This is a genomic window from Hymenobacter sp. NBH84 (assembly GCF_014217645.1).
Lineage (GTDB): Bacteria > Bacteroidota > Bacteroidia > Cytophagales > Hymenobacteraceae > Hymenobacter > Hymenobacter profundi.
The window spans coordinates 4,144,571-4,170,834 of sequence record NZ_CP043644.1; the positions used below are offsets into that span (position 1 = coordinate 4,144,571).

23 protein-coding genes are annotated in these 26,264 nt (G+C 55.3%); 13 read left to right on the top strand and 10 right to left on the bottom strand.

What is annotated here, in order from left to right; genetic code table 11:
* Nucleotides 1–109 precede the first annotated feature (109 nt).
* The 9 genes from F1C16_RS17370 to recJ all read left to right on the top strand — a co-directional run bounded on the left by F1C16_RS17370 (nt 110) and on the right by recJ (nt 11,862).
* Nucleotides 110–493, top strand: a complete 384-nt coding sequence (locus tag F1C16_RS17370) for a TraR/DksA C4-type zinc finger protein (protein WP_185281860.1) — start codon at nt 110–112, stop codon at nt 491–493.
* 169 nt (nt 494–662) lie between these two features.
* Nucleotides 663–2,462 carry a pseudouridine synthase gene (locus tag F1C16_RS17375; protein WP_185281861.1) on the top strand — a complete coding sequence of 600 codons (1,800 nt, stop codon included), beginning with the start codon at nt 663–665 and terminating at the stop codon, nt 2,460–2,462.
* A gap of 165 nt (nt 2,463–2,627) precedes the next feature.
* Nucleotides 2,628–3,371 carry a type III pantothenate kinase gene (locus F1C16_RS17380; RefSeq protein ID WP_185281862.1) on the top strand — a complete coding sequence of 248 codons (744 nt, stop codon included), beginning with the start codon at nt 2,628–2,630 and terminating at the stop codon, nt 3,369–3,371.
* A complete protein-coding gene (locus F1C16_RS17385) occupies nt 3,358–4,701 on the top strand; it encodes an OmpP1/FadL family transporter (protein WP_185281863.1) in 1,344 nt (447 codons plus the stop codon). The genes F1C16_RS17380 and F1C16_RS17385 overlap by 14 nt, the downstream gene beginning before the upstream one ends.
* Nucleotides 4,702–4,721: 20 nt before the next feature.
* The gene (gene lptC / locus F1C16_RS17390; protein ID WP_185281864.1) at nt 4,722–5,273 is read left to right on the top strand and encodes an LPS export ABC transporter periplasmic protein LptC; all 552 of its coding nucleotides are present in this window, start codon (nt 4,722–4,724) and stop codon (nt 5,271–5,273) included.
* A 3-nt stretch (nt 5,274–5,276) separates the two neighbouring features.
* Nucleotides 5,277–5,555 carry a hypothetical protein gene (locus F1C16_RS17395; RefSeq protein WP_185281865.1) on the top strand — a complete coding sequence of 93 codons (279 nt, stop codon included), beginning with the start codon at nt 5,277–5,279 and terminating at the stop codon, nt 5,553–5,555.
* A 161-nt stretch (nt 5,556–5,716) separates the two neighbouring features.
* A complete protein-coding gene (locus F1C16_RS17400; protein WP_185281866.1) occupies nt 5,717–7,846 on the top strand; it encodes a peptidylprolyl isomerase in 2,130 nt (709 codons plus the stop codon).
* Between the two features lie 215 nt (nt 7,847–8,061).
* A complete protein-coding gene (locus F1C16_RS17405) occupies nt 8,062–9,879 on the top strand; it encodes a tetratricopeptide repeat protein (protein ID WP_258048952.1) in 1,818 nt (605 codons plus the stop codon).
* Between the two features lie 264 nt (nt 9,880–10,143).
* The gene (recJ, locus tag F1C16_RS17410; RefSeq protein ID WP_185281867.1) at nt 10,144–11,862 is read left to right on the top strand and encodes a single-stranded-DNA-specific exonuclease RecJ; all 1,719 of its coding nucleotides are present in this window, start codon (nt 10,144–10,146) and stop codon (nt 11,860–11,862) included.
* Nucleotides 11,863–11,868: 6 nt separating this feature from the next.
* Here recJ and F1C16_RS17415 read toward each other — a convergent pair whose 3' ends face one another.
* The 3 genes from F1C16_RS17415 to F1C16_RS17425 all read right to left on the bottom strand — a co-directional run bounded on the left by F1C16_RS17415 (nt 11,869) and on the right by F1C16_RS17425 (nt 13,382).
* Nucleotides 11,869–12,381 (bottom strand): hypothetical protein, encoded by a 513-nt coding sequence (locus F1C16_RS17415; RefSeq protein ID WP_185281868.1) that lies wholly within the window; start codon nt 12,379–12,381, stop codon nt 11,869–11,871.
* 77 nt (nt 12,382–12,458) lie between these two features.
* The gene (locus F1C16_RS17420) at nt 12,459–12,869 is read right to left on the bottom strand and encodes a DoxX family protein (protein ID WP_185281869.1); all 411 of its coding nucleotides are present in this window, start codon (nt 12,867–12,869) and stop codon (nt 12,459–12,461) included.
* 33 nt (nt 12,870–12,902) lie between these two features.
* A complete protein-coding gene (locus F1C16_RS17425; protein WP_308461638.1) occupies nt 12,903–13,382 on the bottom strand; it encodes a DoxX family protein in 480 nt (159 codons plus the stop codon).
* Between the two features lie 38 nt (nt 13,383–13,420).
* Between F1C16_RS17425 and F1C16_RS17430 the strand changes: the two genes are divergently transcribed.
* The 4 genes from F1C16_RS17430 to F1C16_RS17445 all read left to right on the top strand — a co-directional run bounded on the left by F1C16_RS17430 (nt 13,421) and on the right by F1C16_RS17445 (nt 18,146).
* The gene (locus F1C16_RS17430; protein WP_185281870.1) at nt 13,421–15,268 is read left to right on the top strand and encodes a peptidase M61; all 1,848 of its coding nucleotides are present in this window, start codon (nt 13,421–13,423) and stop codon (nt 15,266–15,268) included.
* 17 nt (nt 15,269–15,285) lie between these two features.
* Nucleotides 15,286–16,017 carry an LPS export ABC transporter ATP-binding protein gene (lptB, locus tag F1C16_RS17435; protein ID WP_185281871.1) on the top strand — a complete coding sequence of 244 codons (732 nt, stop codon included), beginning with the start codon at nt 15,286–15,288 and terminating at the stop codon, nt 16,015–16,017.
* A gap of 63 nt (nt 16,018–16,080) precedes the next feature.
* Nucleotides 16,081–17,613 (top strand): GH3 auxin-responsive promoter family protein, encoded by a 1,533-nt coding sequence (locus tag F1C16_RS17440; RefSeq protein WP_185281872.1) that lies wholly within the window; start codon nt 16,081–16,083, stop codon nt 17,611–17,613.
* Between the two features lie 59 nt (nt 17,614–17,672).
* Entirely contained in the window at nt 17,673–18,146 is a 474-nt protein-coding gene (locus F1C16_RS17445; RefSeq protein WP_185281873.1) for a hypothetical protein, read from the top strand.
* A 375-nt stretch (nt 18,147–18,521) separates the two neighbouring features.
* On the opposite strand, the gene F1C16_RS17450 is transcribed toward F1C16_RS17445, so the two are convergent.
* The 7 genes from F1C16_RS17450 to glmS form a co-directional block, all read right to left on the bottom strand.
* Nucleotides 18,522–19,292: a TIGR00266 family protein gene (locus tag F1C16_RS17450; RefSeq protein WP_185281874.1), complete on the bottom strand. Its 771-nt coding sequence runs from the start codon at nt 19,290–19,292 to the stop codon at nt 18,522–18,524.
* A 68-nt stretch (nt 19,293–19,360) separates the two neighbouring features.
* A complete protein-coding gene (locus F1C16_RS17455; RefSeq protein WP_185281875.1) occupies nt 19,361–19,738 on the bottom strand; it encodes a hypothetical protein in 378 nt (125 codons plus the stop codon).
* A gap of 106 nt (nt 19,739–19,844) precedes the next feature.
* On the bottom strand, nt 19,845–21,398 hold the full coding sequence (gltX, locus tag F1C16_RS17460; RefSeq protein WP_185281876.1) for a glutamate--tRNA ligase: 1,554 nt from the start codon (nt 21,396–21,398) through the stop codon (nt 19,845–19,847).
* A 160-nt stretch (nt 21,399–21,558) separates the two neighbouring features.
* Nucleotides 21,559–21,744, bottom strand: a complete 186-nt coding sequence (locus F1C16_RS17465; protein ID WP_185281877.1) for a hypothetical protein — start codon at nt 21,742–21,744, stop codon at nt 21,559–21,561.
* 101 nt (nt 21,745–21,845) lie between these two features.
* The gene (locus tag F1C16_RS17470) at nt 21,846–23,408 is read right to left on the bottom strand and encodes a hypothetical protein (protein ID WP_185281878.1); all 1,563 of its coding nucleotides are present in this window, start codon (nt 23,406–23,408) and stop codon (nt 21,846–21,848) included.
* 476 nt (nt 23,409–23,884) lie between these two features.
* Entirely contained in the window at nt 23,885–24,268 is a 384-nt protein-coding gene (locus F1C16_RS17475) for a RidA family protein (protein WP_185281879.1), read from the bottom strand.
* Nucleotides 24,269–24,369: 101 nt separating this feature from the next.
* Nucleotides 24,370–26,205: a glutamine--fructose-6-phosphate transaminase (isomerizing) gene (gene glmS, locus F1C16_RS17480; RefSeq protein WP_185281880.1), complete on the bottom strand. Its 1,836-nt coding sequence runs from the start codon at nt 26,203–26,205 to the stop codon at nt 24,370–24,372.
* Between the last annotated feature and the right edge of the window lie 59 nt (nt 26,206–26,264).

Genomic DNA, 26,264 nt, shown 5'->3' on the forward strand with positions numbered 1-26,264 from the left:
ATAAACTTATTTATAGAAGCTACTGTTGAGCGGCTATTCCGGCAAATGACCGATACGGCTATGCTGGTAGGCAATCAATCACCCCTTTATCATATTTTCCCTGCCCAACATGAGTGACGACAACCTACGCTATTCCAGGGAAGAGCTAGCTGAGTTCGAGCAGATTATTCAGGACAAGCTAACCGCTGCCCGGAAAGAAGTAAGCTTTATCAAGGAAACCCTGAGCCGGCGCAACGATTCGGGTACCGATAACACGGCGTCATCGTCGAAGGTCCTGGAAGACGGTGCTGATACAGCCGAAAAAGAAAGCCTGAATCAGCTGGCCTCGCGCCAGATGAAGTTCATTCAGCAGCTGGAAAACGCGCTGATTCGCATTAAGAACGGTACCTATGGCGTGTGCATCGGTACGGGTAAGCTGATTCCGAAAGAGCGCCTGCGCGCCGTGCCGCATACGCAGCACTCGATTGAAGCGAAAATGGCCCGCCGCGACTAGCGGTACACTACTATCTTACGTGCCCGGACGGGTTGGTTGGAGGCTGCAAAGTATCTAACCGCCGGTCCGGGCACTGTTTTCTGAGGCTGGGTGTTGGGAGCTTCAGTTTACAATTCACCATTGATTTTTCATTTTGCACCGTAGCGATACGGCGCTAACCCTTGCAACTATGGGCAAGAAACACTTCTCCGATGAACCGTCCGGCCGCCGTGGCCGCACTTCTTTTAACGACAAAAACAAAGAGGGTGGTCGCGATGCCAAACCGCGCCGCAACGACCGCCCTGCCGGTAATAACTTCGGCCGAGACAATGACCGCCGGGGTGAGGGCTTTACTTCGCGCCCATCGTTCGGCCGGCCGCAGGGGCAGGGTAGCCGTCCCGGTGGTAACCGGGATTTTGGCAACCGCGGCTTCGGGGAAGACCGCAACAGTGGTGGCCGCAGCTTTGGCAGCAACGACCGGCGCCCAAGCGGGGGTAGAGATTTTGGCGGCAACGACCGTCGTGCTGGCGGAGGCCGGGACTTCGGTGGCTCTGACCGTCGTGCAGGCGGCAGCCGCAACGACGGCTACAGTCAGCGGGAACAGCCCAACAACCGGCCTGTGCGCGCCTACGAATCGAGAGAAACCTGGAATGGTCAGCCCTACCGCCAGGATGGTAAGCCAACCGTGCCACGCGGTGCGCCGGGTGAGCGAAACCGCAAGTTTCAGAAGGCGAACCCGAATGCGGAAGCTCCTGCTTTCCGGCCGCAACCAGAAGCACCTACCCGCCCCGAGCGCAACGAGGCAACCGGAACTGACCGACCCATTCGGGCAGCGCGCCCATTCGACTACCGCGGTAAGCCTGAGGAAGGCGACACGCGCAGCGAGCGGCCAGTCCGTACGTTTGAGCGCGGTAGCGAAGACCGCCGCGATAACCGGGGTGGCTACGGCGACCGGAAACCAACGGGTGATTTTGGTAAGCGCGACTTCAGCGGACAGCGCGAAGGCCGTCCGTCGTATGGCGACCGACAGGAGCGCAACTTTGGGGGCGGTAGCCGTAGCTTTAGCGAGATGCGGGCAGGTCGTGCGTACGAAACGCGCGAGCGTCGTAGCGATACTTCTACGGACAAGAAATTTACACCCGATGCCAACGACCATCGTGCTGGTAAGCTGAAGCGCGGCGAGGTGGCTGGCCAGGCCCCAGACTACAAAAACCTCAAGCACTACGAGCAGGATCCGAACCGTGGCAATAAGCGCCGTCGCAAGGAGGAGGAATTGGGAGCGGAAGTAATCCGTCTGAATCGCTACATCGCCAATGCGGGCGTTTGCTCACGTCGGGAAGCCGATGCGCTGATTGCCGCCGGCGAAATTCGGGTGAACGGTGAGGTAGTGACCGAAATGGGCTACCAGGTACAGCCATCGGATACGGTGCAGTATGGCAAAACCAACCTCAACCGCGAGAAGCTGGTGTACGTGCTGCTGAACAAGCCCAAGGATTTCATCACCACCACCGACGATCCGGAAGGCCGCAAGACCGTGATGGACTTGGTGTCGGGTGTTTCCAAGGAGCGCATTTTTCCGGTAGGGCGTCTTGACCGCAACACTACAGGGCTGCTGCTATTCACCAATGACGGTGAAGTAGCGCAGAAGCTTTCGCACCCCTCCAACAAAAACAAAAAGATCTACCAGGTAGAGCTAGACAAGCCACTAACAGAAGCTGACCTGCGCAGCATTTCGGAAGGCCTGGAACTGGAAGATGGCAAAGCAGAGGTAGACGACGTGGCGGTGGTAGCCGGCAACGCGCACTTTGTGGGCATTGAGCTGCACACGGGACGTAACCGTATTGTGCGCCGCATCTTTGAGCACCTGGGCTACGAAGTAGTAACGCTGGACCGCGTGCAATACGCTGGCCTCACCAAAAAGGACCTACCCCGTAGCAAGTGGCGCTTCCTGACGGAAAAAGAGGTAATCCGTCTGAAATACTTTATGTAGCACGCAACCCCCTGGCAACAGCGGGGCTCCTAGTGGTGAGTAGTGAGATGGTGAAACAGTAAGTTTGATGTTCTGCCGGTACCGCTTACGCGAATCCAGCTTATATAGAAGCATCAAGCTTACTATTTCACCACTCACCATTTCACCATTCACTATTTCACCTTCATGCGTACCGCTACTCTTGATATTGGCAACACGGCCGTGAAGTATGGATACTTCGAGGGTAGTGAGTTGCGGTATCGGGCAACGGGGCAAACGCTGGCAGAGGTGCTGGCGCTGGTGCAACTGCATCAGCCTACCCACGCCATTGTGGCGTCGGTAGCGGAGCCTACCACAGATTGGGCCGCTGCGCTACGGCCGCTTGTGCCGGGGCAATTGCTGGAACTGGCACCCGCTACCACACCGCTCCCACTGCGCAACGGCTATGCTACCCCCCACACGCTAGGCGCCGACCGGCTGGCGGCAGCAGTAGGCGCGGCGTGGCTGCATCCCAACCAAGATGTATTGGTGATTGACGCCGGCACGGCTATTAAGTGCGACTTCGTGGAAGGTGGTCACACCTTTCGGGGAGGTAGCATCGGGCCGGGGCTGCGGCTGCGGTTTCAGGCGCTGCATACGTTTACGGGCCGCTTGCCGTTACTGGAAGTGCCCAATGCTCCTTCAGTGGCCGTACCCCTGATAGGGGATGATACGCAATCGGCTATTCGGAGTGGCGTGCTGAACGGAGCAGCCGCTGAAGTAAACGGTCTGATTGATACCTACCGGGCACAGTACCCTGGGTTGGCGGTGCTGTTGACGGGCGGCGACGCCGGTTTTTTTCAACCACGGCTGAAAGGCTATATCTTTGCCATTCCGGAGCTTGTGCTACTTGGGCTCCATCGAATATTAGTGCATAATGTTGAAAACTAAATTTGCCGGCCTGGCCGGGTTGTCGCTGCTAGGGTGGCTGAACGCTGCACAAACGCAGGCACAAGGTCTGGGAAACTCGCCTTATTCGCGCCTGGGCCTGGGCGACGCCTATATCAATACGGGTGGCGTCCGGCAAATGGCAATGGGTGGGGTAGGACTAGCTGCACCCAATGGTACCAACGTAAATGAGTTGAACCCGGCGCTGGTGTACTACACCTCTCGTACCACCTACGAGGTAGCCGTAACCGGGCAGTTCAAAACCATCAGTAACCGCACCAACTCGCAGCGCGATGGTAGCGGTACGCTGGGCTACCTGGCACTGGCTTTCCCCATTTCCAAACGGTGGGCAGCTGCGGCCGGCTTGCGACCCTATACGGCCGTCGATTACGAAAGCACGACGAGCAGCAGCGTAACGGGCGACCCTAACGCGCAATCTATCAACCGCTTTACGGGCGATGGTGGGCTGTCGGAAGCCTATATGGCGCATGCTTTCCGCATAGCGAAAGGCCTGACGGTAGGGGGCACAGCCTCTTATGTGTTTGGTACCATTGATGCTACCTCTGGCACCACGGTTGTGACCTCCGGCGACAACTCAAATGCGCAAAGCACCGTGCGGCTAGAGCACGTTCGATATTCAGATTTCATTTTCCGGGCCGGCGCGCACTACCGTGGCAAGCTAACGGATAAGCTCAACTACAACCTGGCGGCCGTATACGGCTTTCAGTCCAACCTGAACGGCACGTACGACGTGACGCAGGAGCAGCGTACGTTGGCGGGCGCGCCCATCGCCAATACCAGCATTGTGCTGGTGAGCGGTCAGAAGGGCGAAGCCCGCGTGCCTACCCTGGCGCAGTTCGGTATTAGCCTCGACAACAACCGCAACTGGAGCACCAGCCTGGACCTGGCCCGGCAGCAATGGTCGCGCTTTCAGGTGCCGGTGTTGGCTGGCGTAACCAGTGCCGCCAATGTGCCCTTGAGTGACACCTACCGGGTAGGGCTAGGCGGCGAATGGGCCCCGGACCCAACCAGCGTCGACAACTACTTCAAGCGCGTGGTGTATCGGGCGGGCATCAGCCTGGCAGAGATTCCCTACCGCCCCGGCGGGCAGCGCCTCTACGACCGGGCCGTGAGTTGGGGCTTTGGCTTCCCGATACCCGGTGCTACGCCGTTGGATGCCACTACCTTTAGCTTAGCCTTCACGTATGGGCAGCGCGGCAACAACAACGTAACCATTGACAGCCCCAGTGGCAACGTGAAGGAAAACTACATTCGGATGCAGGTAGGGGTTTCGCTCAACAACCGCTGGTTTATCAAGCGGCGCATCGAGTAGTGCAGAGAGAGGGTAAGATCATGCGAGAATTCCGTATCTGGATTGGGTTGGGTTTGGCTTTGGTTGGCTGTCAGAAGCAAGAGGCTGACCCAACGAAGAAAGTCAAGTACGAAGGCCCGATGATGGAAACCACCAACGTGCTGACCTTCGTTAGCGACTCGGCCAAGCTTCAGGTGAAGCTGACTGCGCCACTCCAACAGCAGTTTGAGTCGGGCGATGTGGTGTATCCTAAAAGCGTGAAACTGCTGTTCTATAGTAAGGATGGCCAAACGGTGGTTAATACTATCACCGGCGATTACGGCAAGCAGGAAAAGAGCAAGGGCCTATACTCTTTGCGCGGCCATGTGCGGGTGAAAAACGAACCCAAGCAGCAGACCCTGCAAACCGAGGAACTGTTCTACGACCAGCAACGGTTGCTGATCTACACGAAGCCCGAGATGTACGTGCACATCGAAACCCCCACGGATACAGTAGACGGCTACGGCTTAGAGGCCGATCAGAACTTTACGTCCTATAAGTTGAAGAAAGTAACGGGTAAATTCAGCAACGTTACTGAAACGACTACTCCCTAATTTATGGCCTTTCGATTTGATAAGTCGCTGGGGCGAACGGTGTTGTTTTCGGTAGCCGTGGTGTCGTTCATTATTGCGGTATACCAAACCATTCTGCTAAACAGCATCGGCAAAAACTACACCCTGTATATGGTGTCGTTTGTGTGTGTGATGTGGTTTCGCTACCTGGGACTGGATACTAAAACAGCTGCCAAGGATACGCCGGTGCCCCGTTCTGGTACTGCGACTAAAGCCGGTGCGAAGCCAGCCGCAAACCGGCCGAAAGGCAAACGACGCAAATAGGGTAGCTTCTTTTTTGTTAGCAAATGTGGCATTTATGGTGCTGAATGTCACAGAAATGCGCCTTTCCTACCCCACCACTGGCAGGTAGCTTTGAATGTCGGGCGGATTCTGGTTATTTTGCGCCTCTTTCTCCTTTTTATACGGTGCTTTTTTTCAAGTAAATGGCTTTAATTAACACGATTCGGGAAAAATCCGGCTGGGCCGTTGGCACGGTAGCCATCGGTATGCTGCTCTTCATCGTGGGCGGTGACCTGGTAGGTGGAAACAACCGTTTGTTCGGTGGCAACAATACGACCGTGGGCGAGGTAGCCGGCGAGAAAGTAGAATTGGCCGATTTTCAGAATACCCTAGAGCAGCAGAAAGAAGCCTTTGCCGCCCAGCAAGGTCGTCAGCCCGACGAGCAAGTGATGGGCTACCTGCGCGACCAGGCCTGGAACCTGACCATCTACCGCATTGCTTTCCAAAAGGAGTTTGAAAAGTTGGGCCTGAAAGTGTCTGATGACGAGGTGGTAGATATGGTGCAGGGCAAAAACATCAGCCCCAGCATCCGCCAAGCCTTCACCAATCCGCAAACCGGCCAGTTCGACCGCGCCAAGCTGCTCGACTACCTGCGCAACCTCGACAAGCTGCCCCCACAGGCCCGTGCTGCCTTCGAAAATTTCGAAGCCAACCTGCCCATTGAGCGCATGGCCAACAAGTACAACAACCTGATGAAGCTCTCGACTTACGTGACCAGCGCGGAAGCCAAGAACTACCTCACCAACCAAGGCACTACTGCCAACGCCCGCTACCTGCTAGTGCCGTACTACACAGTATCGGATTCTTCGGTGAAGGTGACGGATGCTGAGTTGCAGGCCTACCTCGACAAGCACAAGAGCCGCTACAAAGTGGAGCAAGGCCGTAGCATCGAGTACGTGACCATTCCGGTGGCAGCTTCGGTAGAGGACAGCAGCGCCGTGCGCAGCACCATCGACCAGCTGGCTACCCAGTTCCAGAGCGCATCCAACGACTCGCTGTTCGTGAAGTTGAATTCTGATCAGCCCTACAACGGTGCCTACCTCTCGCCAGCCGATCTGCCCGAGAAACTGCGCGAAAACCTACCCCTGACCGTGGGTCAAGTATATGGCCCCTACGCTGAGAATGGCGTGTATTCGCTGTTTAAAGTAACCGGGGAGAAGAAAGGCGAGCAGGCTGCGGCCCGCGCCAGCCACATCCTCATCAAGCCCGAAGGCACTACCCCAGAAGCAAAAGCCGCCGCGAAAGCCAAGGCGCAGGACATCCTGAACAAAATCAAAGGCGGTGCTGATTTCGCCGCTATGGCCCGCCAATACGGCACCGATGGTACCACGGCTACCGGCGGCGACCTAGGCTGGTTCTCGCAGGGCCGTATGGTACCCGAGTTCGAGAAAGCTGTGTTTGGTACTACCTCGAAAGGGTTGCTGCCGGCTCCGGTAGAAACGTCGTTTGGCTACCACATCATCAAAATCACTCAGCCCAAAACCTATCAGACCTACCAGGTAGCGGCGGTGCAAAAAGCCATTGTGCCCACCGATGCTACCCGCGACGCTGCCTACCAGCGCGCCCAGGACCTGAAAGGTCAGATTACGGATGTAGAGTCGTTCCGCAAGGCCGTGGCCGCCGATAAGTCGTTGCAGAAGCAAGAGGCCCAAGGCCTGGGCACTGCCGACCGCAGCGTAAACAACCTGCAAAACGCCCGCGAACTGGTGCGTTGGGCTTACTATGGCAACAACGGTAAAGAAACCAAGGTAGGCGACGTATCGGAAGTGTTCGACATTGGTGACCAATACGTTATTGCTGTGCTCACCGGCACCCGTAGCAAAGGCACCGCCGATATTGCCAGCATCCGCCCCGAGCTGACGGCGCAGGTACGCAACGATATGAAAGCGGAGCAGATCATCAACAAGCTGAAAGGCAAAACCGGCACGCTAGAGCAACTGGCGGCCGCGTATGGTCCTTCGGCCCAGGTGAAAACCGCCGATAACGTGGTATTAGGTTCGGGTGTGCTGCCCGGCCTGGGTGCCGAGCCAGCTGCTGTTGGCAAGATTTTCGGCCTGAAAGCTGGCCAGAAATCGGCGCCCATCCAAGGCGAGCAGGGTGTGCTCATCGTGGAGCCTACTGCCATCAACGCGCCTGCCGCTGCCGGCGATGTAGCCGCTACCCGCAAGCAACTCATGGAGCAACGCACCGCCCGCGCCGACGGCTTGCTTTACGAGGCTGTGAAAGCCAACGCCAACGTGAAAGACGATCGGGTGAAATTCCCGAGCCTGTAAGCCCTACCTCCGTACAGGCTTCTATCTCAGAAAAGGCCACTCCGCAAGAGTGGCCTTTTCATTTGTAGGCAGGTGGCAGCCAACGGGTTTTTGTGGCTATCTTGAAATGATTCTGGGCGATGAGCCGTTCAGAAAGTTGAGTGGTGGGTAGGGGACTATTAGCATTTATACTGATAACCAGCAACTCGCAACTCGCACCTACTAATTACGACCGTATGCGCTTCTCTCGTCGTTTGCTGCCCGTTCTGATTTCGTTGCTGCCCGTGGCTCCGCTAACGGCCCAAACCATGCTGGGGGGAGATGTGGCACTGGCGAAGGAATACGCACGCAAAGGCGAAAACGAGAAGGCCGCTTTTCTATTCGGTCGCCTACCCACGGCCGAGCAGCAGCGCCCCGATGTGCTGCCCGATTACCTGAACACACTTCAGGCGCTGCACAATTACAAAGAGGCAGAGAAAGTAGCCCGCAAAGCCGCCAAACAGCATGCCGCCGAACCGGTATACACAGTGCTGCTGGGAGAAGTATACACTGCCGCAGGCGACCAAACCGCCGCCACCAAACAATACGAGCAGGCCCTGACGCGCCTGACCAGCGAACAAATCGTGCCGGTTGCAACGGAGTTTATGCGCCGCCAACAGCCAGAATGGGCCGAGAAGACCTACCTGCGAGGCAGAGAACTAACAAAGAACGACGCGGAATTTGCGCCCCAGCTTATTCAGCTTTACACCCAAGGTGGGCAAACAGAGCAGCTAATGGCCGAAACGTTGCGCTTGGTGCAACAGGACGGACGCCAGTTGCCCTTTGTGCGCAACATGCTGCAAAATTCGCTACGGGAAGAAAAAGACTTCGAGGCCCTCGAAAAGCAGCTACTCAGTAACGTGCAGAAGTACCCAGACCAGCCCGTATACAGTGAGCTGCTGCTGTGGCTACAGGTACAGCGCCACGATTTTGTGGGGGCGCTGGTACAGGCCAAGGCCCTTGACCGTCGGGAGCGGACCAACGGCAGCCGTGTGCTGGAGGTGGCCGCTATTGCCCAGCACAACCACGATTACGAAAGTGCCATTGCCGGCTACCAGTACGTGCTGCGTGAGTACAAAGGTGGCCCGCTCTACGCTATTTCGCGGCAGCGGCTGGTAGAAGCCCGGGAGGAGCAGGTGCGCACCACCTACCCCGTGGAACCAGCCAAGATTCAGGGGCTAATAGGCGAGTACGAGCAGGTGTTACAAGAGCTGGGCCGCACACCCGAAACGGCTTCCATTCTAACGAATATGGCCGAGCTGTATGCTTTTCAGCTTGATGATAAGCCACGAGCCATCCAGCTGTTGCAGGAAGTAATTGCCATGCCCCGCGCCAACCCGACCACAGTGGCCGATGCCAAGATTAATCTGGCTGATATTTACTTGCTGCGCGGCGAGCCGTGGGAGGCCACCTTGCTCTACTCCCAGGTAGAGAAAGACCACAAGGACTCGCCCATCGGCTACGAGGCCAAGCTCCGCAACGCCCGTCTTAGTTACTACGCCGCCGACTTCAAATTAGCCCAGAGTCACCTAGATATTCTCAAGCAGGCTACCAGCCGCGAAATAGCCAACGATGCCATGCAGCTCAGCCTGCTCATCTCTGATAATACCGCCATGGATACCGCCGGCGTAGCCCTGCGCGACTATGCGGCCATTGAGTTACTGGTGTTTCAGAATAAGTTGGCAGAGGCCAGCCGCGGCCTTTCGGTGCTGGTGTCTAAGTACCCTGGTCACGCCCTCACAGATGAGGCGTGGTACCTGCAAGGTCAGCTTCAGCGCCGCATGGGCGACTACCCGGCTGCCGTGGCTACGCTCGCCAAAATCACATCAAATCCCAAATATGATGTGCTGAGTGATGACGCTATGTTTCTGATGGCTAGTATCTATGAGGAAAACCTCAAAGAACAAGACAAAGCCAAAGAACTGTATAATCAGTTGCTGGTGAAATATCCGGGTAGTATTTACGTGGCGGAGGCCCGCAAGCGTTTTCGAGCGTTGCGTGGCGATGGCGTTTAGGAAATTACAAGATCAGCTCTCCCTTAACTCCTTTTTCAACTCATCTAACTCTGTGCGAAGTCGTCGTTGGTGCCAAGTGGTTTTTCTGCACGGAGTTAGAGGCGTTGAAAAAGGAGTTAAAAGAAATGAGAATAGTGCGGTAGGGTAAGAAAGATGGAAGGTTAGCGGAACTATTCATCCTCCAAAAGGCAACATTCAACATTTCCACAGCGGTTTTCTTCTTACTTTTGAAGATACTGCCCCCTGCTGTCAACCCCGCCCCGTATGGAAAAAAGATGGATTCGTAAGTCTTCGCCAGACCCCGCCAACGTTCGGCAGTTGGCGGATGCTTTGCGCGTCAACGAAGCCATTATCAGCCTGCTGTGCCAGCGGGGCGTGTGCACGTTTGAGGAAGCCAAAGCATACTTTCGCCCTTCACTCGCCGATCTGCCTGATCCGCTGCTCATGCGCGATATGGACCGCGCTGTGCGGCGTCTCACGCAAGCGCTGCACGCGGGGGAGAAAGTATTGGTGTTTGGCGATTACGACGTAGACGGCACCACTTCCGTGGCCGTGGTATATTCCTACCTGCGGCAGTTCTTCGGCCCCGAGCGCATCGACTATTATATCCCCGACCGCTACAAGGAAGGCTACGGCGTATCCGATGCGGGTATTGACTATGCTGCCGAACACGGCTATGCCCTCATCATTGCTCTCGACTGCGGCGTGAAGGCGGTGGAAAAGGTAGGTGACGCAACGGCTAAGGGCGTCGATTTTATTATTTGTGACCACCACTTGCCCGGCGAGTCGCTGCCGCAGGCTGTGGCTGTGCTGGACCCCAAGCGCGCCGATTGTCCCTACCCTTTCAAGGAGTTGTCGGGCTGTGGGGTAGGGTTCAAGTTGATGCAGGCCTTTGCCCAAGACCAGGGGCTGGATGAGGCGCCCTTGCACGAGCTGCTGGACTTGGTGGCCGTGAGTATTGCGGCCGACATTGTGCCCATTTATGGTGAAAACCGGATGTTGGCCTACCACGGCCTGCGCCTGCTCAACGACCCCGAGCGGCCCCAGCGCCCCGGCCTCGATGCTCTGCGGGAGCTAGCGGGCCTACGCTTTGGGTTGAATATTAGTAGCCTGGTGTTTGGCTTTGCGCCGCGCATCAATGCGGCCGGTCGTATGGGCGATGCCAAGCGCTCGGTGGCCATGCTGCTAGCCGAAACCAAGGAAGATGCCATTGCCCGCGCCGGCGTGGTCGACAAAACAAATCAAGAGCGCCGTGGCTTCGATACCAGCATCACGAAAGAGGCGCTGGAAATGATTGAGAACGACAGCCGGTTGTTGAACGCCCGCTCTACAGTTCTCTATAAAGAAGACTGGCACAAAGGGGTGGTGGGCATTGTGGCTTCACGTTGCCTGGATAAATACTACCGTCCTACCATCATTCTCACCCAAAGCAACGGCAAGGCCACTGGCTCGGCCCGCTCCGTAGCGGGGTTTGATGTGCACCAGGCCATTGAGGAGTGTGCTGATTTGCTGGAGCAGTTTGGCGGCCACATGTACGCCGCCGGCCTCACGCTGGCCGTCGACAAAGTACCTGAATTTCAGGAGCGGTTTGAGCAGGTAGTAGCCCGCCGCATCCTGCCGGAGCAGTTAATTCCGCCGGTTGAAATCGATAGCGAGCTGCAACTAACGGATATTACCAACGGCTTCTACCGGCTGCTGAGCCAGATGGAGCCGTTCGGCCCAGGCAATCCAAACCCCGTGTTCGAGTCGCGGGGCGTGTATGCAGCCCCGGACTCTGCCCGTATTGTGGGCAACTCTCACCTCAAGGTTGCCCTTACCCAGGATGGCTACCATGTAGTGGACGCGATTGGGTTCGGGCTGGGCGAATACTACGAGCAAATGCAACAGGGCGAACCGTTTAGCGTGTGCTACAACGTGGAAATGAACGAGTACCGGGGCACCCGCACGCTGCAATTGCGCCTGAAGGATATTCGGTGGGAATAAGGACTTCTACTGAGAGGCTTTAGGAAGAAGGTAGAACTTACCGTCAAGCACTAAATAGCCTTCCCTCAGGTAGGAACCAGAATGAGATTTCTTGTAAAGTAGTGGCTGTAGTTGCAGCCATGTGACTACGCCATTTATCCGCTTTTCGCGCAATACAGTACGGCCTGCTTGTTTTAGTTTAAAGCGCTCTTCCGTTGTCCCATTATACCAATGAATGGTTCTGTGGCGCCATTTACTCGATTTTGCAGCTACTGAAAGTGGAGTTGTGCTTGCAATGTTGCTAGTAAGTTCCACTGTACGACCTTTCACAACGTGTCGCTGTTGAGCTAGTCCTTTACGACTAGTAGTAAACTTAGGCGTAGTCTGCTGCACTCGTTCCCGTAGCATATCTGCCTGCTGAAACAGTGTATCACGGGCGGCAGTGGCTTGGGGAAGATCGGTGATTAGTTGCGCTTGAGCAGTGCCGGCTGAAAAGAGTAAACCAACTGTGACTCCAAGGCAATAACGGGTAAAAGACATAGAATAGAAACTATAAATGAAAAGGTGCCCGAAAGTAGGGGCACCTTTTCATTTATCCTACGATAGTGTTGCGGTGGTTATCGGGCAACGCGCTGACGCCAGGCATCCAAGCTCCACTCACCAGCACCTGCAACGGCCAAGAACAGGAATACGAAGCAGTAGAGCACTGCTAACTCGCCCTGGTTTTGGATGGGTAGGGGCGCTTGCGGCGCGTGAGCCATGAAATAGGCTACAGCCATCAGGCCCGACGAAATGAATGCCACGGGTCGTGTGAACAAACCTAGAATAAGCAGCAGGCCGCCCAGCGCCTCTAGCACACCAGCTAAGCCCATAAGCGAGAAAATTTCAGCCGCGCCGTGCTCACCGGCCGGAAAGTTGAACAGCTTCTGCGTACCGTGCAGCATGAACATAAAGCCCGCTACGATGCGCAGAATGCTCAGCAAACGGGGCATCCATGTAACGGAGTAAGTAAGAGTAGTAGTTGCCATATGAAAAGGAGTGAATGAAAGAAGTAACGCACGTTAGCGCGCAACGTTGCCGGTAAGGCGCGGCTGCGGACTCGCAAACTGCCACGCCCACCCAATGAGCACCAGTTGCAAGGGTAGGCGTGCCCATACCGCCCAGGTAGGTAGCCGAAACAGCTCGTCGTTGTGGCGGGCCATATACACGTTGGCCGGAAATACAGCTAGCAGTAGCAGAATCAGTCCCCAGGCGGCTGGGCGACGCGTGGCGGATAGCAGCAGGCCCAGGCCACCCGCTAGCTCGGCCACGCCACTCACGTACACCAGCGTGAGGGGCACAGGTAGATAAGGCGGGACAATCTTCGCGTAGACCTTTGGCTTCACGAAGTGCATAATGCCGGCCCCCACGTATAGCAGGGCCATCAGAGATAGGCTAAGGGTACGACTACGGCGCGACATACAAAACAGGTAGGAGGGTAGGGTAGGAACGCAGGCCGCCCCAGCCAGGTTTTGGGTAGGGCAATGTGTACCTTGGCTCATTCGTTGCCTGTGCGGGTGTTCTATCTTCCTCCTCCTTTATGAAATTTGCTTCCCTGGCTCTGTTGATGGGGCTGACCACGGGTGTTGCTTTTGCCCAACAGCCTGCCGGCTACCAGATTACGCTCGATTTGCAACAGGTTGCCAACGACCGGATAAAAGTGGTGGTGCAGCCGCCTACCCTCACCGAGAACCAGGCCACGTACATCATGCCCTCGGTGATACCAGGCTCCTACTCGCGCAAGGACTACGGCCGCTTCGTGTCCGGCTTCACGGCGCTGGATGCCAAGGGGCGTAAGCTGAAAGTGAAGCATCCTTCGCCCAACCTGTTCGTCATCGACAACGCCCGCACGCTGGCCCGCCTCGAATACTACGTAGACGATACCTGGGACGCCCGCCAGGACGATAATTTCATCTTTCAGCCCGGCGGTACCAACTTCGAGGCCGGCCGCGACTTCGTGCTCAATCACTATGGCCTTTACGGCTACTTCGATGGGCAAAAGATGATGCCCTACCAGCTCACCGTTCGCAAACCCGCCGACCTCTACGGCGCCACCGCCCTACCCAAGCAAAGCCCCTCGGCCACCGAGGATGTGTACACGGCCCCCAGCTACGTCACGCTTTCCGATGGTCCCATCCTCTATAGCCGGCCCGATACGGCCAGCTTTGCGGCAGGCGGCGCGCGTATAGGTGTGTCGGTAGTATCGGAGAGCGGGGTGGTGAAAGCCGCGCAAATCCAGGAAATAATGCGGCCGATGGCCGAAGCATTGGCGCAGTATTTTGGCGGGGAGATGCCGGTAGAGCACTACGAGTTCTTATTGTATTTCCCTGGGTTGAATTCGCCTTTGAACAGCAAAAACGGTGGCTACGGCGCCATGGAGCATTCCTACTCCTCGGTCTATTTCCTACCCGAAATTCCTGACCCAGACCGCGTAAAAAGCATGGTGCAGGAGGTGGCCTCGCACGAGTTTCTGCACATGCTGGCTCCGCTGAACATCCACAGCCGCGAAATAGGAGAGTTCGATTTCCGTGACCCCCAGATGTCGCAGCACCTGTGGCTCTACGAGGGCGTGACCGAGTACATTGCCCAACTAGTGCAGGTGCGCGGCGGCCTGAATACGCCCGACGAGTTTCGCCAGCATATCAAGCAGAAAATCGACAACGCGGAGAAGTACCCCAACGTGTCGTTCACAACCATGAGCCGGCAGATTCTGGATGCGCCCTACAAAGACATGTACCAGAACGTGTACGAAAAGGGCGCGCTCATCGGCTTCCTGCTCGATATCCGGTTGCAGGAGCTGAGCCAGGGCCGTCAGAGCTTGCGCGACGTGCTCCTGACGCTGCGCCAGAAATACGGCCCTACCCGTTCCTTCGAGGACAAAGACCTGATTCCAGAGTTCGTGTCCCTCACCAATCCGCAGATGCAGGATTTCTTTGACCGTTACGTTATCGGCAACGAGCCGCTACCCTATGCCGAGTATTTCCAGAAGATAGGCTGGCACTATGCCGCCACAGAGGAAGGCAAAACGCTTGCCTTCGGCAATATCGGCTTCAACTACGACAGCGCCCGCGAGCAGTTCAAAGCCGCTCAAACCAAAGCCGCCGAAAACGCTTTTGGCTTGGAGGAAGGCGACATCATTGTGGCCGTAAACAACCAATCGGTGACGATGGCCAACGCCGAGCAGCTGCTCCGGCCGTTGGTAGAGCCTACCTCCGCTGAGCCCGTTACCGTTCGTTTTCAAGCATCGGCCGCTGTCAAGCCGAAGGAGCGGACGGCCACGCCTCGCACCTTCGACGTAAAGCTGCACAACGTGCTGCGGGTAGACCCCGCTGCTACGCCCGCCCAAATGGCGTTGCGCGCGCAAGTGCTGAAGCCATTGAGCCACTAAATCACCATTTTTGCCGTATGATTCTTCGCGCTGAGCACTTATTCAAGAAATACAAAGCCCGCACCGTGGTTAACGACATGTCGTTGCACGTGGAGCAGGGCGAGATTGTGGGCTTGCTGGGACCAAACGGCGCCGGCAAAACCACCTCGTTCTACATGACGGTAGGCATGGTGAAGCCCAACGCCGGCAAGGTGTTTCTGGATGATGAGGAAATCACGAAGCTACCCATCTACCAGCGCGCCCGCCGGGGCATTGGCTATTTGGCGCAGGAAGCCTCCGTGTTCCGGGACTTAACGGTAGAGGAAAACATCCTGTCGGTGCTGGAAATGACTGGTCAGCCCAAACAAGCCCAGCGCGACAAGGTGGAAGAGTTGCTGAATGAGTTCAGCCTCACACATGTGCGCAAAAACCTGGGCCGCGTGCTTAGCGGCGGCGAGCGGCGTCGCACCGAAATTGCCCGCGCCCTGGCCGTCGACCCTAAATTTGTGTTGCTGGATGAGCCCTTTGCCGGTGTCGACCCCATTGCCGTAGAGGAAATCCAAGGCATTGTGGCCAAGCTCAAGCATAAGAACATCGGCATCCTCATCACCGACCACAACGTAAACGAGACGCTCAGCATTGTAGACCGCGCCTACCTACTCTTCGAGGGCAAGCTCTTAAAAGCCGGCACCGCCGAGGAGCTAGCCGCTGACGAAATGGTGCGCCGGGTGTACCTGGGCAAGCATTTCGAGTTGAAAAGAAAGATATAAGTAGGTTTACCGTAGTGGGTGAGGTAGGCCTCAGGTTAACGCACGTTTAGTAATTTGCCCGCCGTGTTAAATTCTATCCTCTCTTGGGCTGTACAGCGGCGTTTGGGCGATATCGCGCAGTTTCGGGACCACCCGCACGAAACGCAGGCGCAAGTGTTGCGCACGCTCCTGCGCACGGCCCGCGATACAGAGTGGGGTAGGAAATATGGTTTCGGTGACGCGATAACCGCCGCTGACTTTGCCCAACGAGTACCTATCAATACCTACGAGGAGCTTTATCCGAAGCTGGAGCGCGTGCTACGCGGCGAGGCCGATGTGCTGTGGCCCGGCCGGGTGCAGTGGTTTGCCAAGAGCAGTGGCACCACCAACGCCCGTAGCAAGTACATTCCTGTCACCCGCGAGTCGTTGCAGGAGGGTCACTACCGCGCCGGCCGCGACATGACTGCATTAGCTACTTACCACTACCCTGGGTGCAAGGTGCTAGGCGGCAAAACGCTGTCGTTGGGGGGTACGCATGCACCCAATCCGTTTCGCCCCGCTGAGCCCGACTCGCGTGTTGGCGACGTGTCGGCGGTGATTATGCAGAACTTACCCGCCTGGGCCGAATACATCCGGACGCCACCGCTGGAGCTGGCCCTGTTAGACGAATGGGAGGAAAAAATAGAGCGTATTGCCCGCCACGTGCTTACCCAGGATGTGACTGTGCTGGCCGGAGTACCTACCTGGATGATTGTGCTACTGCGCCGGGTAGTAGAACTGGCGGGTGTCGCCAACATCACGGAAGTATGGCCCAACCTGAGCTTATTTCTGCATGGCGCGGTGGCCTTTGGACCCTACCGTGAGCTGTTTCGACAGTTGATTCCGCGGGAGCAAATGCACTACCTCGAAATCTACAATGCCTCCGAAGGCTACTTGGCGTTGCAGGACGAGCCCAACTCAGAAGACCTACTGCTCCTGCTTGATCATGGCATCTATTATGAGTTCCTACCCCTCGATCAACTAGGGCAGGAGCATCCGCAGGCCTGCACATTGGAGGAGGTGGAAATAGGACCGCGCTACGCTCTCATTATCAGTACCAATGCGGGCTTGTGGCGCTACAACATCGGCGATACGGTGCGCTTTACCAGCTTGGCGCCCTACCGTATTCGCATTACGGGCCGCACCAAGCACTTCCTCAATGCTTTCGGTGAAGAGGTAGTAATAGAAAACGCCGACGCGGCCATTGCAGCCGCCTGCCAAGTCACTGGCGCTACGGTGCGCGATTTCACGGCTGCGCCCATTTATTTCAGTAACACCGATACCTCGCGGGGCGGTCATCAGTGGCTAGTGGAGTTCAACGTACAGCCCACAAGTCTAGAACAGTTTGTGGCCGTACTGGATGATACACTCCGTCAGCTCAACTCTGATTATGACGCCAAGCGCCACCGTAACTTGGCATTGGAGCGCCCCATGCTAACAGTAGCACCACTCGGCACGTTCGAGCAGTGGCTGGCTAGTAAGGGTAAACTAGGTGGCCAGCACAAAGTACCGCGCCTCAGCAACTCCCGCGAACTGTTGGAAGAAATACTACGACTGCTACCAGAGGAGATAGTATAACTAATAATTTAGTTGTAAGTTAACGGAGTCATTACCAGTCACTCTATCGCTTACATACTATGCGTTATACTTCTTCTTTCGGCCTACCTCTGTTAGTAGGCCTAAGCTTATTGGCTTGCACGGCTGTGCACAAACCTGTTGGCTTTTGGTCGCGCAATCGTTACAACGCGAAACTGGAGCGACAGGGGCCGTGGCGCATCTACTACGATGAAACCGAGCGGCATCTGGCTGCCAAAGGGCGCTTTCGGCGCAACTACGAGCGGGGGCGCTGGCGCTACTATAGCTTTAACGGGCAGCGGGAAAAATGGGAACTGTATCACCGACAGCCCGGCGGCTTAATTTCTATCCGCCACTACGATTTAACGGGCAAGATCCAACGGCAAGGGCAGGCCCGCTACGTCAACGAGCCCGACGGGCCGCATTTCTATTGGTTTGGTCCGTGGTGCTATTTTGATGCGCAAGGCAAAATGGTAAAAATAGAAACGTATGAAGGCGGTACTCGGATTAGTAGCGACTCTGTAGCGGGAAAATAGGGTATGGCCCCGCTTTTGCATAATTACTTAACAGTGAATATCGTGTACGCAATCCAACTCGTCGGTAAGGAGCGTATGTTAGTCGATTTCACGAAGAAACTTTTTAGAACAAAACTTACATTAGGAATACTACGCACTAACCTCACCCGCCCATGTCCGCTACCCTCAGTTCCGCTGATTCTGCGTCCTCATCGTCCCGCTCCCGTCAACGAGGAGTATATACTCGCCGCAAACGCCGTCGGGCTTTCTCTTTTCTGCCGCGACTAGGCAACAAAGCGGTAGTAGGAGTACTAGGTGCCCTAGGAGCGGCGTTTGTCGTGAGCTTGGTGATTATTGTGGTCAGCTTGTTGGGGTAGGTAGGCGGCCAAAGCACTATTACTCATCCAGCAAACTACCAAACAGGCCACCACTTTCCTTGGTGGCATTGCTGCCAGTTGGGGCCAACGCCTGAATCAGTTTTTTCACGGGCATTGATTGTAGCCACACGCGGCCGGTGCCACGTAGTGTGGCTAGCAACAGTCCTTCGCCTCCAAAGATCATGGAGCGCAGGCCGCCGGCCCGCGTAATACTGAAATCAATACCTGGCTCAAAAGCTACCACACAGCCTGTATCTACGCGTAGCAGTTCATTGGTGAGGTGCTTTTCAATGATAGTGCCACCGGCGTGCACAAAGGCTTTGCCGTCGCCGGTTAGCTTTTGCAGAATAAAGCCCTCCCCGCCAAAGAAACCGGTCCCTAGTTTCTGATTGAAATAAATGCTAATCTTGGTGCCCCGCGCTGCTGCTAGAAAGCCGTCTTTCTGCACAATCAATCCCTGCGGCAGGGTGCCAAGATCAACGGGAATAATGGTGCCAGGGTAGGGTGCCGAAAAGGCTACTTTGCTTTTGCCATAGCCTCCCCGGTGGGTGAAGTGCGTCATGAACAACGACTCGCCCGTGAGCAAGCGCGTGCCTGCCGAAAACAGCTTGCCCAGCACGCTCTGGTCGGGGGCCGAGCCGTCGCCCATTTTGGTTTCGAAAGCAATGCTTTCCTCCATGTACACCATGGCGCCCGCCTCAGCAATAACGGTTTCGTTCGGGTCCAGCTCTATTTCCAGAACCTGAATATCGTGGCCAAGAATGCGGTAGTCGACGTCGTGTGAGTGCATGGTGTAGGGAGAAAGGACGAGCACAAGTATAGTACATCGGCCGGTTAAATCAACCGGTTTCGTTGCTGCTATTCGTCGTCCTCGCGTCCGGTTTCGAACTCCTCCTCGTCCTCCTCGGCGGCAGGCTTGCCCTTGCGGGTAGGCTTCTTGGGTGCAGGCTTGCTGGTGCGCGCCATAAAATCTTCCTCCGATTCTTCCACCTCGGGGCTACCTTCTTCCACCGGGTAGAGGTCGTCTTCGTCGTTACCGCCAAACTGGCCGTCGCGATTCACCAGCTTCTTGTCGCGCACGTGGCGGTTCAGGAACTTGTTGATGTCCTCAATGGAATAATTGGAGGTAATTTCGCCCAGTGGGTTCACCTTGATTTCAAATCCTTCCAGCTCTTTGTGCACCCGTGCTTTTTTATCGGGATCAGCTTTTTTCTTATTTACAGGTTTCTTAGCCATCGTCGTATTGCTTCGTAAAGAGGTAGGGACAAGCCACATCAATGCAAAAGGCCGCCCGTAGCTAGTACGAAGCGGCCCTTGTTCAGGATGCCCTACAGCGGCAAGACTACGCAGTAGCGCGAGTGCTCAGGCGCTCTACGGCCGTCAGAATGCGTTGGCTGATTTCCTCATTGCCCAAAATATGCATGGTTTCCATCAGGTCGGGGCCGGCGGCGGCGCCCGTAACGGCCACGCGCAACGCCTGCATCACTTGGCCCAGCTTCACGCCCTCGCGCTCCAGCACCTGTGTGAGTAGGGCTTTGATGGCATCGGGGGTAGAGGGAGCGGCGGTGGGTAACTCCCGCGCAAAGGCGGCCAGCGCATTGGCGGTAGCAGTATTCCACTTCTTGCTGATCACCTGCTCATCGTAGCTTTCGGGAGCCTGGAAGAAATACTGTGCTTCCTGCCAGAAATCCTGCGGGAAGGTCACGCGCTCCTTCATTACACCGGCAATCTGCTCGGCTTTTTCGCGGGTGCAATCCACGCCGTGCTCGTGCAGTGCGTCGAGGAGATACTGCGCCAGCTCAGCGTTGGGCTTCGCGCGCAGGTACTGCTCGTTGTACCAGCGCACCTTGTGCTGGTCGAAACGGGCCGGCGACTTGCTCACACGGTCGATGGAAAACGCTTCAATCAGCTCATCCATAGAAAACAGTTCTTGCTGCGTGCCGGGGTTCCAACCCAGGAAGGCTAGGAAGTTGATGAACGCATCGGGCAGGTAGCCACTTTCGCGGTAGCCGCTGCTCACGGTAGGCGCGCCGGTTTCGGCGTCCGTGCCATGCCACTCCAATGGGAACACTGGGAAACCCAGCCGGTCGCCGTCGCGCTTGCTGAGCTTGCCGGTGCCGTCGGGCTTGAGCAGTAGCGGCAAGTGGGCAAACTGCGGCATGGTGCTTTCCCAGCCCAGGTAGCGATACAAGAGTACGTGCAGCGGCGCCGAGGGTAGCCATTCTTCCCCCCGAATCACGTGGGTGATTTCCATCAAGTGGTCGTCTACGATATTGGCCAGATGGTAGGTAGGCATCCCATCCGACTTCATCAGTACTTTATCATCCACCGCCGAAGAGTGTACCACTACCCAACCCCTAATCAGGTCGTTAAAGCGAATTTCCTCCTTGCGCGGCACCTTCAGGCGAATCACGTAGGGAGTACCCGCGTCCAGCAACTGCTTCACCTCATCCTCGGGTAGAGTAGTGGAGTTGCGCATTTGGCTGCGCGTGATGGCATTGTACTGCGGATTGGGCACCTTAGCGGCAGTTAGGCGGGCGCGCATGGCATCCAGTTCCTCGGGCGTATCAAAAGCGTAATAGGCGTGGCCCGAGTCGATGAGCTGCAAGGCGTACTGCATGTACATAGGCTTCCGCTCGCTCTGGCGGTAGGGCGCGTGTGGGCCACCTTTCCAAGGGCTTTCATCTAGCTCGATACCACACCACGCCAGCGAATCCTGAATATACTGCTCGGCACCGGGCACGAAGCGGTTTTGGTCCGTATCCTCGATGCGGAGCAACATCTTGCCGCCTAGCTTGCGGGCCAGCAAATAATTATAAAGCGCAGTGCGCACGCCGCCGATGTGTAGCGGACCAGTAGGACTAGGGGCAAAGCGTACCCGTACTTCTCTTTCCATAAGAAACAACAGTTCGTAGTGCCGCCAGACAGCAGCACTACGCAAAGATACGAACGGTGAAATGGTGAGATGGTGAAATAGTGAGTTTGACGTTTGATCTACGCGGTTTGCGCAAGAAGAACTTCAAAATCACTATTTCACCATCTCACTATTTCACCGCCTAATCCCGATTGCGGGTGCTGAGGTAGAGGATGAGCCCCAGCAGCGTAACGCCGCCCCGAATAAGCCAGGATACGGTAGGTCCCCATTGCTCAATCCAGGTTAGGAAAATGAATTTCAAACCCAGCAATGGCAGCACTAACGATACCAGTCCAATCAGAAACAAGCCCAGACCAAGTTCTTTCATAACTGTAAAAGAGAAAGGAGTAAAAGGATATATGTATCTTATTAATAGATAATTATACGACTTTATTATGATTCTCAACACGCATTGACAAATTGGTTGTCCTATTGAATAAGTATTTTTTCACTTACCTGACTACCATCGGTTTGGCGAGTTCGAAGCACGTAGATGCCAGGGCGCAAGTTGTGTAAGTCGGGGCCGTCCTCCGATGCTGGTCGGTGCCACAATTGTTCGCCCGCCAAGCTGTACAACGTGTGCTCGGAGGCCCGAACTGCTGTGGCTCCGGCAAAAGACTGGCAGCTAATTACTTCGCTGTATCGAACGCTACTATCGGTGTCTACCATTTTCAGCCGCAAATACACCCGTTCTACCGAGGGGGGTAGTGCCAGCGAGTACGTGCGGGCGCTGGTGCTATTGCCGGCTGCCTGCACATGGCCCGCCGCGGAAAACTCTAGGCCTGTAGTGCTTTGCTGCACCTCAAAATAGCTGCTATTGAGTTCCTGAGCAGTAGTCCAGGTAGCCAGCAGCCGGGCACCTATATACTTCGATTCAAACCGGGCCAGCGTAACAGGAAGTACTGTGCCCCCACCACTACCAGTAGCACGCAGCACGCCTACGGACACCTGCTGCTGTAGCAACTTCTGCTGCCACAGCGACCATTCATCCTGCTCCATAGCTGGCGTAACGGGGTTGGGCAGGTGCGTAGTTCCGGTACAGGTAGCGCAAGAGCCAGTGCTTAGATCCTGCCGGTCTTTGTATGGGCTATTGTAGCCCCATTTTACGTACCCAATGGTGTTATTGCTGATAGTATTATTATTGAACGTCGCGGCGTCTTTTTTATAATAATTGAAAACGGCTGTGGCAGCATACGTCGCCTTCAGTTTCGTGCCGTCCGGGAGCAAGCCGTCCGTCACCATACGATTGTTGTAGAAACGAATGTGGTGACCGGCGGCAATATTCATAGCCGCGTTGCAAGTACTCACAAATTGGTTCTGATAGGCTTCTATGTAAGCAGCCGTGGTGGTGGGAGTGCTGCCATCGCCATCGGTGGTGAGGCCTGTACCGTGAAAAGACGGCTCAGTAGCAGGGTAGGGGTAAGCTCCCTCCACGTAATTGTCGTGCACTTTGATAGGGCTTTGTGCCGTGCCCGACGAGTTGTAGAAGTTGATGTTGTCCTCCACGGCACTCTCGTTGGGTTCGTTGCGGAACTCGTTGTAGCTGATATCAATGCCTGCGAGCTGTTGCACGGTATTGAGCTGCACGAAGCTGCGGGTTTCCTTACCACCGTTGCGGTAGCGGCCGTCGCAGTTCAGGCCTTGGTTATAGCGCACCGTCAGGGTCTGTTGAGCCGAGCCATTGCCGCTCCAGCGATTCACAACCATGCCGGCCGTATGCTCCATATAATTATGCTCAACGATCAGCTGTTTAGCTTGGTAGGCATCCAGAAACCGTCCACGCGTGCGATTATCAACGGTAGGCGTCAGGCCATAGCCACGACAGTTGCGTACCGTCAGATTCACGCCGCCCCCAGTTTTGATCAGGTCGCCGGCGCCTACCAGCGTGCAATCTATGAGCGTTACAGGCTCGGAGGTGGACACAATCACGCACGGCACCTTGGAGTCCAGACTGCGGTAATTGCCCGTGTACGTACCGCCACGTGTTATCACGATTGGCTCTGTATACGTAACTGCAGGTACGGTTTGCGCACGTGTGATAAAAGTAGTCACCAGGCAAAGCAAAAGGCAGTAGAAAAATCTCATACAATGCTATTAAATGGTCCTGAATTGAGAAGGGCGATTTAAGTACTGCTTAGATTTATAGCCTGTATTTTGTATTGTATCAATATTAAAAATTCTCAATAAGCTTATTGTTTATGTTATATCTTATAGATTAAAGTACCTTAATATCAGTTATTTGTACTTTTTATTTCAATATTGATGCCATAATTGTACTTTATTGATACTGTCTTAATTGATGTGAGATTTGTACAAAAGGTGTAAAAGCCATTATGTAGAAATGAAATAATTATAGTATTAAAACAAGAGAGCCCCTAGTCTTGTAAGACCAGGGGCTCTCTTGTTTGCTCAGTATGAATCCGGCTGTTAACGAAGTAGTAGCCGAATACTCCTAGTACCGGATTCTTTTAGTGAACGGCAATACAGGAAATCTCTACCTGTACATCTTTAGGCAGCCGCGACACCTCCACCGTTTCGCGGGCAGGAGCATAGCCTGCCTCGAAGTAGCTACCATACACATCATTGATGCGGCCAAAGTTGTGCAGGTCCTTCACGAAGATGCTGCACTTCACTACGTTGGTCAGGGTAAGACCCGCAGCGCTTAATACAGCTTGCAGGTTGCGCATAACTTGGTGTGTTTCGGCTGCTACGTCACCGTCGCCTACCATCTGCCCCGTTGCATCCAGTGGAATTTGTCCCGAAACATACACCGTGTTGCCGGCCTGTACAGCCTGGCTATAAGGCCCAATGGGCGCGGGGGCATCGGGCGAAAAAATGACGGAATGAGCCATAGTGAAATGAATTTTTTAGGAAAATGAGTTTCAACAGCCTAAATGTAAAACAGAAAAGCCGCTCCGGGTACCGGAGCGGCTTCTTAGCAGAGTAGGGAAAATTATTCTACCGTCACAGATTTTGCCAGGTTGCGGGGCTGATCCACGTTGCAGCCACGCATAACGGCAATATGATACGAGAGTAATTGAAGCGGTACTACCGATACCAACGGCATCAATACATCGGACGTAGCGGGCACTTCAATCACGAACTCCGCCATCTGCGGAATCACCTCGTCGCCTTCGGTCACCACAGCAATGATGCGGCCTTTACGCGCCTTCACCTCCTGAATATTGGAAACTACCTTCTCATACGACTGGTCTTTGGTAGCAATAACTACCACCGGCATGTTCTCGTCGATCAGGGCGATAGGGCCGTGTTTCATCTCCGCTGCGGGGTAGCCCTCAGCATGAATGTAGCTGATCTCCTTTAGCTTAAGAGCACCTTCCAACGCTACCGGGAAGTTGTAGCCCCGGCCCAGATAAAGGAAATTGCTGGCATCTTTGAAGATTTCAGAAATCTGCTGGATTTCCGTATCCAACTGAAGCGCCTTCTCTACCTTCGCCGGAATGGTGTCCAACTCCACCATCAACTCGCGCAGTTTGGTGTCGGTGAGAGTGCCGCGCTTGCTACCCACAATCATAGCTAGCAGTGTGAGTACTGTTACCTGGGCGGTGAAAGCCTTGGTGGAAGCTACGCCAATTTCAGGACCGGCGTGGGTGTAGGCGCCAGCATCTGTGGCGCGAGCAATGCTGCTGCCTACCACATTGCAAATACCGAAAATGGTAGCGCCCTTCGACTTGGCCAACTCAATAGCTGCCAGCGTGTCGGCCGTCTCGCCAGATTGCGAAATGGCAATTACAATATCGCGTTCCGTGAGTACCGGGTTACGGTAGCGGAACTCCGAGGCGTACTCAACCTCCACGGGGATGCGTGCCAGGTCTTCCAGTAGATACTCAGCTACCAAGCCAGCGTGCCAAGAGGTACCGCAGGCTACGATAATGATACGCTGTGCGTGGATAAACTTCTGCTCGTACGCCCGTGCGCCCGCCATGTTCAGGTGGCCCGACTTCAACTCCAGGCGCCCGCGCATAGAATCCAGAATAGAGCGAGGCTGCTCGAAGATTTCCTTTAGCATGAAGTGCTCGTAGCCACCCTTTTCAATGCTATCCAGCGCCAGTTCCAGCTTCTGAATATAGGGCGTCTGCTGCACGGCTTCCTTGGATTGAATATCCATCTTACCATCCCGAATAACTACGATTTCGTAGTCGTTCACATACACCACTTCGTTGGTGTACTCGATAATGGGGGTAGCATCCGACGCCAAGAAGAATTCATTCTGGCCCACACCGATAACCAGTGGCGAGCCTTTGCGAGCAGCAATCAGCTGGTTAGGAGCATCCTTGCTTAGCACTACAATAGCGTAGGCACCTACTACCTCGTGCAATGCCAAACGCACTGCTTCTTCCAGCGTACAGTCGTTTTTGCTCTGAATTTCTTCGATGAGGTTAACGAAAACTTCCGTGTCGGTATCGGAGTGAAACACGTGCCCTTGCTGCTGCAAGTGTGTTTTCAGCGATGCGTAGTTTTCAATAATGCCATTGTGGATGATGGCAATCCGCTCTGAGGTAGAGTAATGCGGGTGGGCATTTACGTCATTGGGCTCGCCGTGTGTAGCCCAGCGGGTATGGCCCATGCCTACCTGTGCATGCAAATCTTTGCCGGCAATAAAGTTTTCGAGGTCGTTTACCTTACCCTTCTTCTTGTACACGCTCAACGTTCCGTTGAGCAAGGCTACGCCTGCCGAATCATATCCCCGGTATTCGAGGCGGTGCAACCCTTTTAGAATAATGGGGCAAGCCTCACGGTGCCCGATATACGCAACGATTCCGCACATAGCGTTCAGGAAAAAGCCAATAAATGGAAAGGAGAGTCGGTTGGCAAAGCGCGTGCCGA

Bases quoted from the DNA above. Each gene is read 5' to 3' on its own strand.
- F1C16_RS17450 (WP_185281874.1), bottom strand. From the start codon at position 19,292: ATGCACTCACACGACGTCGACTACCGCATTCTTGGCCACGATATTCAG.
- F1C16_RS17425 (WP_308461638.1), bottom strand. From the start codon at position 13,382: ATGAGCCAAGGTACACATTGCCCTACCCAAAACCTGGCTGGGGCGGCC.
- lptC (WP_185281864.1), top strand. From the start codon at position 4,722: ATGCGAGAATTCCGTATCTGGATTGGGTTGGGTTTGGCTTTGGTTGGC.
- F1C16_RS17385 (WP_185281863.1), top strand. From the start codon at position 3,358: ATGTTGAAAACTAAATTTGCCGGCCTGGCCGGGTTGTCGCTGCTAGGG.
- F1C16_RS17430 (WP_185281870.1), top strand. From the start codon at position 13,421: ATGAAATTTGCTTCCCTGGCTCTGTTGATGGGGCTGACCACGGGTGTT.
- F1C16_RS17400 (WP_185281866.1), top strand. From the start codon at position 5,717: ATGGCTTTAATTAACACGATTCGGGAAAAATCCGGCTGGGCCGTTGGC.
- recJ (WP_185281867.1), top strand. From the start codon at position 10,144: ATGGAAAAAAGATGGATTCGTAAGTCTTCGCCAGACCCCGCCAACGTT.
- gltX (WP_185281876.1), bottom strand. From the start codon at position 21,398: ATGGAAAGAGAAGTACGGGTACGCTTTGCCCCTAGTCCTACTGGTCCG.
- F1C16_RS17405 (WP_258048952.1), top strand. From the start codon at position 8,062: ATGCGCTTCTCTCGTCGTTTGCTGCCCGTTCTGATTTCGTTGCTGCCC.
- F1C16_RS17420 (WP_185281869.1), bottom strand. From the start codon at position 12,869: ATGGCAACTACTACTCTTACTTACTCCGTTACATGGATGCCCCGTTTG.
- F1C16_RS17415 (WP_185281868.1), bottom strand. From the start codon at position 12,381: ATGTCTTTTACCCGTTATTGCCTTGGAGTCACAGTTGGTTTACTCTTT.
- F1C16_RS17475 (WP_185281879.1), bottom strand. From the start codon at position 24,268: ATGGCTCATTCCGTCATTTTTTCGCCCGATGCCCCCGCGCCCATTGGG.
- lptB (WP_185281871.1), top strand. From the start codon at position 15,286: ATGATTCTTCGCGCTGAGCACTTATTCAAGAAATACAAAGCCCGCACC.
- F1C16_RS17380 (WP_185281862.1), top strand. From the start codon at position 2,628: ATGCGTACCGCTACTCTTGATATTGGCAACACGGCCGTGAAGTATGGA.
- F1C16_RS17375 (WP_185281861.1), top strand. From the start codon at position 663: ATGGGCAAGAAACACTTCTCCGATGAACCGTCCGGCCGCCGTGGCCGC.
- glmS (WP_185281880.1), bottom strand. From the start codon at position 26,205: ATGTGCGGAATCGTTGCGTATATCGGGCACCGTGAGGCTTGCCCCATT.
- F1C16_RS17455 (WP_185281875.1), bottom strand. From the start codon at position 19,738: ATGGCTAAGAAACCTGTAAATAAGAAAAAAGCTGATCCCGATAAAAAA.
- F1C16_RS17370 (WP_185281860.1), top strand. From the start codon at position 110: ATGAGTGACGACAACCTACGCTATTCCAGGGAAGAGCTAGCTGAGTTC.
- F1C16_RS17445 (WP_185281873.1), top strand. From the start codon at position 17,673: ATGCGTTATACTTCTTCTTTCGGCCTACCTCTGTTAGTAGGCCTAAGC.
- F1C16_RS17465 (WP_185281877.1), bottom strand. From the start codon at position 21,744: ATGAAAGAACTTGGTCTGGGCTTGTTTCTGATTGGACTGGTATCGTTA.
- F1C16_RS17395 (WP_185281865.1), top strand. From the start codon at position 5,277: ATGGCCTTTCGATTTGATAAGTCGCTGGGGCGAACGGTGTTGTTTTCG.